Annotated in this window: 10 protein-coding genes and 1 pseudogene; 7 read left to right on the top strand and 4 right to left on the bottom strand. The window is 64.9% G+C overall.

Annotation, left to right across the window (positions count from 1 at the left end; all coding sequences use genetic code 11):
* Positions 1–364: 364 nt before the first annotated feature.
* Positions 365–1,348 (bottom strand): LysR substrate-binding domain-containing protein, encoded by a 984-nt coding sequence (locus tag ACNJYB_RS31445; RefSeq protein WP_439370410.1) that lies wholly within the window; start codon positions 1,346–1,348, stop codon positions 365–367.
* A gap of 117 nt (positions 1,349–1,465) precedes the next feature.
* Here ACNJYB_RS31445 and ACNJYB_RS31440 point away from each other — a divergent pair, with 117 nt between their 5' ends.
* The gene (locus ACNJYB_RS31440) at positions 1,466–2,539 is read left to right on the top strand and encodes a 4-oxalomesaconate tautomerase (RefSeq protein WP_439370409.1); all 1,074 of its coding nucleotides are present in this window, start codon (positions 1,466–1,468) and stop codon (positions 2,537–2,539) included.
* A gap of 52 nt (positions 2,540–2,591) precedes the next feature.
* On the top strand, positions 2,592–3,971 hold the full coding sequence (gene dctA, locus ACNJYB_RS31435; protein WP_439370408.1) for a C4-dicarboxylate transporter DctA: 1,380 nt from the start codon (positions 2,592–2,594) through the stop codon (positions 3,969–3,971).
* Positions 3,972–3,997: 26 nt separating this feature from the next.
* Here dctA and ACNJYB_RS31430 read toward each other — a convergent pair whose 3' ends face one another.
* Positions 3,998–5,938 carry an AsmA family protein gene (locus ACNJYB_RS31430; protein ID WP_439375691.1) on the bottom strand — a complete coding sequence of 647 codons (1,941 nt, stop codon included), beginning with the start codon at positions 5,936–5,938 and terminating at the stop codon, positions 3,998–4,000.
* 335 nt (positions 5,939–6,273) lie between these two features.
* Here ACNJYB_RS31430 and ACNJYB_RS31425 point away from each other — a divergent pair, with 335 nt between their 5' ends.
* The 3 genes from ACNJYB_RS31425 to ACNJYB_RS31415 all read left to right on the top strand — a co-directional run bounded on the left by ACNJYB_RS31425 (position 6,274) and on the right by ACNJYB_RS31415 (position 7,986).
* A complete protein-coding gene (locus ACNJYB_RS31425; RefSeq protein WP_439370407.1) occupies positions 6,274–6,981 on the top strand; it encodes a CoA transferase subunit A in 708 nt (235 codons plus the stop codon).
* Positions 6,982–7,049: 68 nt separating this feature from the next.
* Positions 7,050–7,700 carry a 3-oxoacid CoA-transferase subunit B gene (locus tag ACNJYB_RS31420; protein WP_212430967.1) on the top strand — a complete coding sequence of 217 codons (651 nt, stop codon included), beginning with the start codon at positions 7,050–7,052 and terminating at the stop codon, positions 7,698–7,700.
* A 22-nt stretch (positions 7,701–7,722) separates the two neighbouring features.
* Positions 7,723–7,986 carry a hypothetical protein gene (locus ACNJYB_RS31415; RefSeq protein ID WP_439370406.1) on the top strand — a complete coding sequence of 88 codons (264 nt, stop codon included), beginning with the start codon at positions 7,723–7,725 and terminating at the stop codon, positions 7,984–7,986.
* 155 nt (positions 7,987–8,141) lie between these two features.
* Here ACNJYB_RS31415 and ACNJYB_RS31410 read toward each other — a convergent pair.
* Positions 8,142–8,396, bottom strand: a pseudogene (locus tag ACNJYB_RS31410) (formylglycine-generating enzyme family protein); the annotation flags it as partial.
* Between the two features lie 135 nt (positions 8,397–8,531).
* On the opposite strand from ACNJYB_RS31410, the gene hemN reads away from it, so the two are divergent.
* Positions 8,532–9,884, top strand: a complete 1,353-nt coding sequence (hemN, locus tag ACNJYB_RS31405) for an oxygen-independent coproporphyrinogen III oxidase (protein ID WP_439370405.1) — start codon at positions 8,532–8,534, stop codon at positions 9,882–9,884.
* 31 nt (positions 9,885–9,915) lie between these two features.
* Here hemN and ACNJYB_RS31400 read toward each other — a convergent pair whose 3' ends face one another.
* A complete protein-coding gene (locus ACNJYB_RS31400) occupies positions 9,916–10,953 on the bottom strand; it encodes an AraC family transcriptional regulator (RefSeq protein WP_439370404.1) in 1,038 nt (345 codons plus the stop codon).
* Positions 10,954–11,152: 199 nt separating this feature from the next.
* On the opposite strand from ACNJYB_RS31400, the gene ACNJYB_RS31395 reads away from it, so the two are divergent.
* Entirely contained in the window at positions 11,153–11,773 is a 621-nt protein-coding gene (locus tag ACNJYB_RS31395; protein ID WP_439370403.1) for a response regulator transcription factor, read from the top strand.
* Positions 11,774–11,924: the final 151 nt, after the last annotated feature.

Here is an 11,924-nt window from a genome sequence, read left to right as displayed (position 1 = left end):
GGCCGGTGTTTTTAACCGGTCGTATAAAACACTAGCGCATGGCGGTGAGCCGATCTAGCGGCATCTTGTCAGACCTAGGTCGTGGGCCTTGCGCGGGAGGAGATGCTTAACCTGCGCATCGATCCAATCGCCGCATCAATTCGCGGCAATCAATCCGGCTTCCCGGTCGCCCGACCATACGCAATTCCTCACCCGCTCGCGACTGGCGAAGATCGGCTTTTGTAGGGGGTATGCAGACCGAACGCAACGCAGCCGGCTGACGACGACGCCGCTGCGGCCGGAGGAGCCGAAATGCCTGCGAAAAAGGGCGGGGCCGGTCCGAGGAACTTCCGACGCGAGATGGAAACGGTGCTGCGCCGCTGAGCTATCGGCGTTTCCCCTTCCGGCCCGCCGAAACGCGATTCAAGTTTGCCTGAGCCGATCGGGTCCGCGGCTTGTCTTGCCCACTTGTCCCGGAAGGTTCGTGCCACGCCTCGAGGAGCATCTTGAGAAACTGGCTCGCATGAGGGGATAGTGTAGCCCCGCGCCTGCGCACGATGCCGATCGTCCGCGACACTTCCGGCTCGTTCAACCGAATGGTGTGGATGATGGGATGACCGGCCGCTGGGGTCGCAAGCCTCGGCAGCACGGCGATGCCCAGTCCCGCTTCGACGAGGCCGAGCGAGCCGGAGAGGTGAGCGACTTCATAGGACCAGTTCAGCTGCAGGCCGTGCCGCGCCAGCGCATTGTCGATCAGCGCGCGATTGCCGCTGTTGCGACCAACGGTGATGACCCGGTGCGGCACGATCTCCGACCAGGTGACCTGTTTGCGCGATGCCAGCGGATGGTCATGACGGCAGGCCAGAACGAAGGGATCCTCGACCAATTTCTCGAACTCGATTTCGGCATGTGACGCACCGATGAAATTGATGCCGAAGTCGGCTTCTCCGCGCGCGACCGCTTCCAATCCCTCATTGGCGCCGATGTCGAGAATCCGGATGCGAATGCGTGGATAGGCTTCGGCAAACCGGCCGATCGCCCGCGGCAGGAAATAGAACACCGCGGTCGGCACTGCAGCCACCGAGACGAGGCCCGAACTTCGCGCGCCGATGTCGTGGATGGCGAGCACCGAGGTCTCGAACTCGTCGATCAGGCGGCGCACCTTCGGCAGGAAATCACGGCCGGTCATGGTGAGATTGACGTGGCGCGTCGAGCGTTCGAGCAGCGGCGCGCCGAGACCTTCTTCCAGCTTCTGGATGCGTCGGCTCAGCGCCGGCTGCGACAGATTCAGCGCCCTGGCGGTGCGCACGAAGCTTCCCGTCTCCGCCACTGTGATGAACGCCTTGAGGTCGAGAAGTTCTGCGTTCATTGGCCGGTCTCCATTATTCCGATAACCGGAATAATACCTCAGATATTTGCATTTTACAAAAGAGTTCTGGCGGAGGATGTTCTGGTTCGGGCGAATTGACCCCGACGGAAGAGCTCCATGAACGAACAGATTGCCATTCCCTGTGTGGTCATGCGCGGAGGCACCTCGCGCGGGCCATTTTTCCTGGCCCGCGATCTTCCCGTCGCCCCCAAACTGCGCGACGCGATCCTGCTGTCTGTGATGGGAGGGGGACACGATCTTGGAATCGATGGAATCGGCGGCGGCAATGCCGTCATCAACAAGGTCGCGATCGTTGGACCCGCATCGGTGCCGGGCGCCGATGTCGACTACCTGTTTGCCCAGGTGCGCGTTCGCGAAGGCGTCGTCGACACCTCCCCGAACTGCGGAAATATGCTGGCGGGAGTAGGGCCATTCGCAATTGAAGCCGGGCTGGTCGCCGCCGCTGCAGATCGCACCCATGTGCGCATCCACAACGTCAACACGGACAAGCTGATTGATGCGACCGTTCCGACCCCGGGGGGGCGCGTGACCTACGACGGCGAGGCGCGGATCGACGGCGTCCCGGGAACGGCTGCGCCGATCGAATTGTCGTTCCCCAACGCGGCCGGCGCACGCACCGGCCGCCTCCTGCCCACCGGACGACCGGTCGATCGCATTGACGGAATCGATGTGACCTGCATCGACGCGGCGATGCCGGTCATGCTGGTCCGCGCGGCGGATCTGGGATGGACCGGCCGCGAGGCTCCCTCGGACTTCGCAGACGACGGCTTTCGCGCGCGACTCGAAGCCCTGCGGATCCAGGCTGGACGGCGAATGGGCTTTCCGGACTCCGCGAACATGGTGATCCCGAAGCCGGTCCTGATCGCGCGCGGGGGCGAGGCGACGTTGAACGCCAGGTACTTCATGCCGCATGACTGCCATAGCGCGCTGGCGGTGACCGGCGCCGTCGCGATCGCGACGGCGTGCGTCACGCCAGGGACGATCGCAGCAGAGATGGTCGGACCACTGGCGCCCCCGCTGCCGATCACGCTTGCCCATCCCTCCGGCCAGCTCGTGGTTCGGCTGGAGCCCGGCCCGGTTGCGAGGGTGCTGCGGACCGCCCGGCGGATCTTCGAGGGCCACGTCTTCGCCCGTCGATCGCACGTGCCTCATTCGGTGCTGGCGGCCTGAAGCCCGCCGCTTCCGAAACCATCACAAAATCTAAGCCATGGGAGAGACGAGAATGCACAAGGAAGCGCTGGTCGGCCACGCGAGCACCGAGGCTGGGAAACCCTTCTACCGGATTCTCTATGTTCAGGTGCTGATCGGCCTCGCGCTGGGTGTCCTCACCGGCCATTTCTGGCCCGAATTCGGCGCCGCGCTGAAGCCCTTTGGCGACGGCTTCGTCAAGCTAGTCAAGATGATGATCGCGCCGATCGTGTTCTGCACCATCGTGAGCGGCATCAACAGCATCAGCGATTCCCGCGAGGTCGGCCGCACGCTGGTGAAGTCCATGGCGCTGTTCTACCTCTTGACGGTGCTCGCACTGCTGGCCGGGCTCATCGCCGTGTCACTGATCCAGCCGGGGGCGGGCATGCATGTTGCGGTCAGTACGCTGGATCCGTCGGTGGCCGCGAAATTCAGCAAGCAGGCAGGGGCGACCGGATTTACGGACTTCATGCTGCACATCATCCCGCATTCATTCTTCGGGGCGTTCGCCGACGGTGAAGTGCTGCCGGTGTTGCTGGTCTCGATCCTGATCGCCTTCGGCCTGAGCCGAGCCGGCGATAGTGGTGTCGCGGTGACAAACGCAGTCGCCTCATTCTCTCATGTACTGTTCATATCCTTCGGCTTCATCATGAAGCTCGCGCCGCTCGGCGCCTTCGGGGCCATGGCCTTCACGGTGGGCCGCTACGGCATCCGTTCGATCGGCTCGCTCGGACTGCTGATCCTGACCTTCTATATCGCCTGCTCTTTCTTCGTGGTCGTCGTGCTTGGTACGCTGGCACGGCTGAACGGCTTCAGCCTGTGGAAGACGATCCGCTACTTCAAGGAAGAGCTGCTGATCGTGCTCGGCACGTCCTCGTCCGAGCCGGCGCTGCCTTCCGCTCTGCGCAAGCTGGAGCAGCTCGGATGCCGCAAAGGCGTGTCAGGGCTCGTGTTGCCGATGGGCTACTCCTTCAACCTCGACGGCAGCGCCATCTATCTCACCCTGGCCTCCATCTTCATCGCGCAGGCCTGCGACATTCACCTGTCCTGGGGGCAGATCGCGGCGATGCTCGGACTGATGCTGCTGACGTCAAAAGGGGCGGCAGGTGTCACCGGCAGCGGTTTCGTCGCGCTCGTCGCGACCCTCTCCGTCATGCCGGATCTGCCCGTGACCGCCGTGGCGCTGCTCGTCGGCATCGACCGCTTCATGTCGGAGGCGCGGGCGCTGACCAGCATGATCAGCAACTGCGTCGCGGCCATCACCATCTCGCTGTGCGAGGATGCCTGTGACCGCGAAGTATTGGCCCGTGAACTGGGGCAGCGCGTCACGCGCGAGGCCACGGGCAGGACGATGACAGCGCCAGTGGTGCAGGAGAACGCGAGCTGGGTCTCGAGGACGCAAACGGCCGCTTGAACCCGAAGGGAGCGGTGCCGACCCTTCTAGTTGGACTTGGCGTTTTCCTTGGCGTTTTCTTTGGCGTTCTCCGCCGTCGGGGATTCTGCCGGTGCGGGACGCTTGCCGGCGCCTGTGATGCGCTCGATGGCGGAGCGCACGGCATCGCTCCCCTTGCGGTCCTTCAGCATGTCGAGCAGGGGCGCGGAAGCCGGCGAGCGGCGGATCAGGCTTTCCGGATCGGGGAAGATCAGCGGATCATCCCAGGGCCCCTGCACCACGAACGGCAATTCGAAGCCCGACGCACTGTTGAGGCTCGCCACGCCCTTCATGTCGTATTCGCGCGTCGGCACCGATGCGGTGCCGGTGAGCGTGATCTTCGCTGCCGGCCCCTCGACGCGGATGTCTTCGGCGGTGGCGATGCCGTCGGAGAATTTCACCGCGATGGTGAGGTTGTCGTAAGGGGTCGAGCCGCTGCGGAAATTGCCGCCGCCGGACAGCGGCCGCCGCTCGAGCCGCTTCAGGAGCTGCTCGGCATTGAAGCCCGAGATCGCGCCGTCATGGCCGGTGACCGTGGCGGAGCCGTCGAGCGACTGCACGAGGCCGAACGGGCTCGAGCCGGAGGCAAGGAGGGAGACGTTGATGTTGCCGCGGCCGGACAGCTTGTTGAGGCCGAATAGCTCGGTGGCGCAGGCCTGCAGGTCGACGTCGGTGAACTGGAATTGCGCCTTGATGTCCGCGACGCTGTCGGCGCGCGCGATGCCGAACGAGCCCTTGGCGATGCCGCCATAGACCTGGGCCTCGCCCACAGAGAGCGCCAGCGTGCCGTTGCGCAGATTGGCGCCGATCGCGGTGCGGCCGAGCTTCGTCGGTCCGACGGTCAGTCGCGCCGCCGACAGGCGCATGTCGAGGTCGGCGGTCGACAGGCCGTTGAGATCGAACAGCTGCCTGTTCCAGTCGCGGGCGCCGCTCGCGAGCAGGCGGAAGGTGGAGATATAAGGTGTGAAGTCGAGCGCGTCGGCGGCGAGCGTCGCCTGCAGCGTCTGCCTTCCGTTATTGGCGTAGGTCATGACGCCCTCGGCGGCGTTGCCGTCGAGCTCGACGTTGACATTGGTGAGCGCGATCGAGGCGCCCACCACATTGGCGCGCGCTTTCAGCGCGAAGCGGCCGAAGCCGCCGCTGGCCGGCTGCGGCTGTCCGGTCCAGCGCAGCGCGCTGCGCAGGGACGGGCTGTCGATGGTGAGCGTGCCCTCCATCATCGGGCTGGTGCGGTTGGCGACGCTGCCGTCGAAGGCGAGCTTGAGCGGCGCGCTGGCGATCCGCGCCTTCAGGCCGGACCGGTCGCCGGAGAGGGCGGCGACGAAATCGGAAAAGCTGATCGAGCCGTCGACGCGCTCGCCGCGCCAGTCGAACTGCCCGGTCGCGGCAAAGGAGCGCGAGATCGACGGCCAGGCCAGCGACAGGTCGATGTCCTCGAACTTCTCGGTGGCGCGGGTGGCTGCATCCTCGTAGTTGAGCACGCCGTCCTGGATCCTGATCTCGGAGAACGACACCTGGTTGTCGGCCCCGGGCTTCATGGTGCGCGCAATGGTCTGGATGAACGGCGTCCAGTTGCTCTCGCCGTCCGGCTTGAGGCTGACATGGATGCGCGGCCTGAGCAGCGTCAGGTCGGCGATCTCGAAGCGCTGCAGCAGCAGTGGCAGCAGCCGCAGATTGGCGGTGAGCACGTCGACATGGAGCGCGGGATGGCTGGTGCCGCCGCCCTTCAGGCCGACGTCATGAAAGGAGATGTAGCTCGCTGGCAGCACCGAAATGTCGATGCTGCCTGCAACGTTGAGCTCGAGGCCGGTGACGTCGCGGATCTGCGCCTCCACCGCCTTGCGCAGCGCCTCGCGGTTAATGAGCCATGAGGTCGCGACCACGGCGATCAGCGCGACGCCGAGCAGCGCCGCGATCGGCGTCCCGAGGCGCTTCATTCCTTGGGCCATGGTCAATGGCATGTCCTGATCGGGTTGGTTGTTGGTCCAGAAGGCGGGCCGGGAAACCTGCGCGCCCCGCGGCCAAGGTTTGTTAGGCTACAAGTTTGTCAGGTTACAAGTCTTGTTAGTCACAAGTCGTGTTAGTTAAGTGCCGCAACTTGATGGGTTTTCTTGTCGCTTTCAAGGCCGCGGGGGCGGTTCTGCCCACGCCATGGGCAGCTTCTACCATCGCCCCGTGGAGCGGAGAACCCCGTATCATTGACGGCTTTGGAGGATTTCGCCTAATAATCGCCACCAATGAGGCGCGGCGACTTCAAGCCGAAGGTTCAGTCGAGGTTTTTTGCATGAACAAGGTCTATCCCGACGCCAGGTCGGCGCTCGACGGTATTCTGAAAGACAACATGATGATCATGTCGGGGGGCTTCGGCCTCTGCGGCATTGCCGAGGAGCTGTCGGACGCGATCCGCGAATCGGGCGTCAAGGGGCTGACGGTCGTCTCCAACAATGCCGGCGTCGACGGCATCGGGCTCAGCCGCCTGCTGGAAACCCGGCAGATCAAGAAGATGATCTCGTCCTATGTGGGCGAGAACAAGCTGTTCGCCCAGCAATTCCTCGCCGGCGAGCTGGAACTCGAATTCAACCCGCAGGGCACGCTGGCCGAGCGCATCCGCGCCGGCGGCGCCGGAATCCCGGCCTTCTACACCAAGACCGGCGTCGGCACGCTGATCGCCGAAGGCAAGGAAGTGAAGGAGTTCGACGGCGAGAAGTACCTGATGGAGCGCGGCCTGTTCGCCGACCTCGCCATCGTGCACGCCTGGAAGGGCGACACCGCCGGCAACCTGATCTACCGCAAGACCGCGCGCAACTTTAACCCGATGATGGCGACCGCCGCCAAGATCACGGTGGCCGAGGTCGAGCACCTGGTTCCGGCCGGCGAACTCAACCCCGACCACATCCATACGCCCGGCATCTTCGTGAAGCGCATCGTCGAGGTCGGCACGGCCAAGAAGCGCATCGAATTCCGCAACACCCGCCCGCGCCCGAGTGCATGATGCGGAAAAGTGGACACCGGTTTTCCTATCAGATCATGCGCCGCTAAAGAATCGACTGGAGCTCAACAATGGCCTGGACCCGTGAACAGATGGCTGCGCGCGCCGCAAAGGAATTGCGTGACGGCTACTACGTCAATCTCGGCATCGGCATCCCGACGCTGGTCTCGAACTACATCCCCGACGGCATGGACGTCTCCTTGCAGAGCGAGAACGGCATGCTCGGCATGGGCCCGTTCCCCTATGAAGACGAGGTGGACGCGGATCTGATCAACGCCGGCAAGCAGACCGTGAGCGAGCTGCCCTCGACCTCGTATTTCTCGAGCGCGGATTCCTTCGGCATGATCCGCGGCGGCCACATGGATCTCTCGATTCTCGGCGCCATGCAGGTGGCCCAGAACGGCGACCTCGCCAACTGGATGATCCCGGGCAAGATGGTCAAGGGCATGGGCGGCGCGATGGACCTCGTCGCGGGCGTCAAGCGCGTCGTCGTGGTGATGGAGCATTCGGCCAAGGACGGCCCGAAGCTGCTGAAGCAGTGCAACCTGCCGCTGACCGGCGAGCGTGTGGTCGACATGGTCGTCACTGATCTTGCCGTATTCACCATCGACAAGCACGGCGACGGCGGCATGGCCCTGATCGAGCTCGCCGACGGCGTCTCGCTCGACGAGGTCAAGGCCAAGACCGAAGCCGAGTTCCGCGTCGCGCTGAAGAACGCCTGAAGTCTTCGAGAATGGGGCGCGCATGACGACACGGTCTGCGCGTCCCGACGACGCCGGTTTCATCGTTCAAACTATCCTTTCGGCCCAGCGCGGCTATCGCTCGCGCGGCTGGTTCGACGTCGCGCTTGGCTGGCCTGAGGCGCAGTGCCGCGATTTCATCGCGCGCATCGCGGTCGCCTGCGCCTATGCCGGGGCCGGATTCGTCTTCGCGGATGAGAAGCGCGATCCCGCCTTCGAGGCAATCATCGGCGCGCCCGGCTTTCGCATGTTCGCGCGGGAGATTTGAGGGGGCTACGCGGCTGTTTCCACACCGTCATTGCGAGGAGCCCTTGCGACGAAGCAATCCAGGCTTTCTCAAAGGAGAGCTTCTGGATTGCTTCGCTTCGCTCGCAATGACGCAGTGCGCGGCGCTGCCGGTGTTCATTTCACGCTGTGGTGACGCTACGACCTCGCCCACACCTTGCCCCATCTTGCCGACACGGTCGCGACCCGTGACGGCTCCTCCCGTACCAGACGGAAGCCGGGATTGGCGGGCGGCACGCCTTGGGCAGCCGCCGGCGAGCGCGTCGCGGATGAAGTCGGTGACGTAGGCGCGGTGCGCCCCTTCGGCGATGCGCACGCCGCAATTCACGGTCGGTCGGCATTGCCCGCCTCGTCGACACGCGAGCGCACGAAACCGGTCGAGGTCCACTCCCGTTTAAACGCCATCATCGGCCGAATTCCGGCGCCCCAACTTTGAGCGAGCGCAAGGTCGCTTGTCCGGAAACGGATCTAATGCATCCAGGATTTGCCCCCGCCACCCCGCGGCGTTGGTTTACGAATGGGTAAGACATGAGGACTGATCTCGCAGCGAGCTACGGCGAAGAGAGATTGCCGCGCTATACGAGCTATCCGACCGCGCCGCACTTCTCGCCGGCGATCGGCGCCGATAGCTACGCCCGGTGGCTGTCCGAGCTCCCTGCCGGTGCCAGCGCCTCGCTCTACCTGCACGTGCCGTTCTGCCGCGAGATGTGCTGGTATTGCGGCTGCCATACCCAGATCGTGCGACGCGACGAGCTGATCGCGGCCTACCAGCGGACGCTGCGCAGCGAGATCGCGCAAGTGGCCGAAACCATCGGCCGCCGCATCAAGGTCGAGCATATCCATTTCGGCGGCGGCACGCCGACGATCATGGCACCGGAAGCCTTTGTCGAGTTGATGGCGGCCATGCGCCAGTCGTTCTTCGTGCTGCCGTCGGCGGAGATCGCGGTCGAAATCGACCCGCGCACGCTGACCGCCGACATGGTCGAGGCCATGCGGCTGTCCGGCGTCAATCGCGCCAGCCTGGGGGTGCAGAGCTTCGACCCCGTCGTGCAGCGCGCCATCAACCGCGTGCAGAGCTTCGAGCAGACGGCTGATGTGGTCGACATGCTCCGGGGCGCCGGCATCGCAGGCGTCAATTTCGATCTGATCTACGGGCTGCCGCATCAGACCGTCGCCTCGTGCCTCGATACCGTGCGGCGCGCGCTCGAGCTCGCACCCGACCGCTTCTCGGTGTTCGGCTATGCGCACGTGCCTGCCTTCAAGAAGCACCAGCGCATGGTCAACGAGGCGGTGCTGCCTGACGGTCTTGCGCGTCACGACCAGGCCTGCGCCATCGCCGATGCGCTGAAGGAGGCCGGCTACGTGCAGATCGGGCTCGATCATTTCGCCCGGCCCGGCGATGCCATGGCCGTGGCCTTCAGGGAGCGCACGCTGCGGCGCAATTTCCAGGGCTATACCACCGACAGGGGTGAAGTCCTGCTCGGTTTCGGTGCGAGTGCGATCGGGCATCTTTCGCAGGGATACGTGCAGAACGAGGTGCAGATCGGCGCCTATGCGCAAGGCATCGCCGCCGGCCGCCTCGCCACCGCCAAGGGTTACGGGCTCACCGACGACGACCGCCTGCGTGCCGACATCATCGAGCGGATCATGTGCGAGTTCAGCGCCGATCTCGGCGACATCTGCGCGCGCCATGGTGTCGAGGCCGGCGCGATGCTCAAATCGGCCTCGCGTCTGAAGCCGCTGATCTCGGACGGCGTCGTGAGGCTGGACGGCGACCGGCTCGCTGTCGCAAACGACTCGCGCTTCCTGGTCCGCAGCGTCGCCGCCGCGTTCGACGCGCATCTGGATCCGGGAAAGCAGCTGCACAGCAGGGCGGTGTAGCTTTCACCTCTCCGCTGCGGGGAGAGGTGGATCAAGCTGCGCTCGCCGAGGGGATATCGGTCGCTTTTTCCAGTGGCCGCACACCCTTGCGCCACGCGGTGATGGTGCAGCCGAAGCGGCCGCGGAACCAGCGGGCCATCGCGCTTTGTGCGGAGAAGCCGAGTTGCGCGGCGATATCGGCCAGCGGCCGATCGGGATCGTCGATCAGCTGGATCACGAGATCGGCGCGCTGCGCGTCGAGGATGGCCGAGAAGCTGGTGCCTGACGCGGCGAGGCGGCGGTGGATGGTGCGGCGGGTGCAGGCGAGATGCTCGGCCACGCGCTCGACGGTGCAGTCGCCACTGGCGAGCAGGGTCCGCACCACTTCGTCGACCTTTGCCTCCCAGCTTGCCGGCCGCGTCTCGATCGCCTCGATCCGCTTGCGTAAATAGTTCGCGATCAGGGGATGCGCGCTCGGGATGCGACGCTCCATGTCGTGCGCCGCCAGCAGGATCGCATCGTCATCCGCATTGAAGGTCACCCGGCAACCATAGAAGTCGCGGTAGCGCTTGCGGTCGTGCGGCGGCGGATAATGCAGATGCACTTCCTGCGGGCGCCAATCGCTGCCGAACAGCGACTGGATGATGCGGTGGACGCTGCCAAGCGCCATGTCGATCGATTGTCGCGGCGCGGTCGGCTGCCGGCCGCGCAAATGCAGCGTGATGGTCACGGTCTGCTTGTCGCTGGTCACGACGAGCTTCATGCCGTCGTGATGGACATGGATGAAGCGCGAGAACGCCTTGATGGCGTCACCGACGGTCGCCTGTTCGCGCACGATCAGGCCGACCGCGCCGAAATTGGTGAGACCGCCACGCTCGGCGAGGCGCAAGCCGAAATCTTCGGCACCCGAGGCCTCTGCCGACAATTCGAGCAGACGGCGCAGGCTGCTCACTGCAATCGGCGTGTCGGGCTTGTCCAGCACAGCCGGCGGCAGCCGGACCTTGCGCATCATCTGCCTGGGGTCGAGCCCGACTGACCGGGCGACCTCCGGGTAAAAGCTCAAGCCTGCGCTGCGAATGAGGTCGGTCATGCGAACCGTTCCGTCAGCCGTTCCCCGCAGATGTCCCGAAATGTAAAGTTTCTGTCCCGACCCGTCAAATCCGGGAACGGCATGGAACATACATAAGGGAAACCGAAGCACGGGCGTGAATGCCGTGCGCATGACGGCGGGCGCGACGGTGCCCCCAGCCGTCTCGGACGCTTTGACCAAGACATCGCTGGATCGGGATATGCCGGGGAACTTGCTTTCCAAGGGTGAGGTATTCGTCATCGACGCTGACGCTGCCACCCGCGAACAATTGTCCGCCGCGCTCCAACAGAGCGCCTATGACGTGATTTGCTTCGCCGACGGGGAGTCTCTGCTCTCGGAAGCCAAGGCACGGATGCCCGCCTGCGTGCTGCTGGAGATGCCGCCGGATCGCTCCGCCCTCGACGTGCTCAAGCGGTTGCGCGAGGAGAATTGCATTGCGCCGGTGCTGGTGACGTCTGCCAACGGCAGCATCGCCATGGCGGTCGACGCGATCAGGAGCGGCGCGACGGACTTCATCGAGAAGCCGTTCCGCACTCACGACATCGTTGGTCGGATCGATGCCGCCATCGACGAAGTGGCGCAGCCCGGCGCGAACCGGCAGCGCTGGCTGCCTGGCTGCGAGCCCCTGACCGGACGCGAAGGCGACGTGCTCGAGCATCTTGCCGCCGGCCTCACCAACAAGGAGATCGCCCGCCGCATGCATCTCAGCGCCCGGACGGTCGAAGGCTACCGCGCCAGCATCCTGAAGAAGGCCAGCGCCAGGAACGTGACCGATCTGCTCCGCCGCATCTTCGGTCAGGACTCGCCCACCCAGGTTTAAGGTCTCCGGCACGTTCCGCGGCCTTGGTGCCGCCGTCGCGGCGCCCCACGGAAACCTCAATCGAACCGGTTCCTTCGCTGCCGCGTCCAACCATGTTGGCGAGGCATTTTGATCGCGCGTCCGGCTGGCGGCGCGGCGATACGGCAGGAGG

Source organism: Bradyrhizobium sp. SMVTL-02 (assembly GCF_051853005.1).
GTDB lineage: Bacteria > Pseudomonadota > Alphaproteobacteria > Rhizobiales > Xanthobacteraceae > Bradyrhizobium.
The sequence above is the reverse complement of the archived record's forward strand: the minus strand, read 5'-3'. Positions and strand labels throughout refer to the sequence as shown.

Excerpts from the sequence above, each read along its gene's own strand:
- ACNJYB_RS31425 (WP_439370407.1), top strand. The coding sequence starts at position 6,274 with ATGAACAAGGTCTATCCCGACGCCAGGTCGGCGCTCGACGGTATTCTG.
- ACNJYB_RS31445 (WP_439370410.1), bottom strand. The coding sequence starts at position 1,348 with ATGAACGCAGAACTTCTCGACCTCAAGGCGTTCATCACAGTGGCGGAG.
- ACNJYB_RS31395 (WP_439370403.1), top strand. The coding sequence starts at position 11,153 with ATGCCGGGGAACTTGCTTTCCAAGGGTGAGGTATTCGTCATCGACGCT.
- ACNJYB_RS31420 (WP_212430967.1), top strand. The coding sequence starts at position 7,050 with ATGGCCTGGACCCGTGAACAGATGGCTGCGCGCGCCGCAAAGGAATTG.
- hemN (WP_439370405.1), top strand. The coding sequence starts at position 8,532 with ATGAGGACTGATCTCGCAGCGAGCTACGGCGAAGAGAGATTGCCGCGC.
- dctA (WP_439370408.1), top strand. The coding sequence starts at position 2,592 with ATGCACAAGGAAGCGCTGGTCGGCCACGCGAGCACCGAGGCTGGGAAA.
- ACNJYB_RS31400 (WP_439370404.1), bottom strand. The coding sequence starts at position 10,953 with ATGACCGACCTCATTCGCAGCGCAGGCTTGAGCTTTTACCCGGAGGTC.
- ACNJYB_RS31415 (WP_439370406.1), top strand. The coding sequence starts at position 7,723 with ATGACGACACGGTCTGCGCGTCCCGACGACGCCGGTTTCATCGTTCAA.
- ACNJYB_RS31440 (WP_439370409.1), top strand. The coding sequence starts at position 1,466 with ATGAACGAACAGATTGCCATTCCCTGTGTGGTCATGCGCGGAGGCACC.
- ACNJYB_RS31430 (WP_439375691.1), bottom strand. The coding sequence starts at position 5,938 with ATGGCCCAAGGAATGAAGCGCCTCGGGACGCCGATCGCGGCGCTGCTC.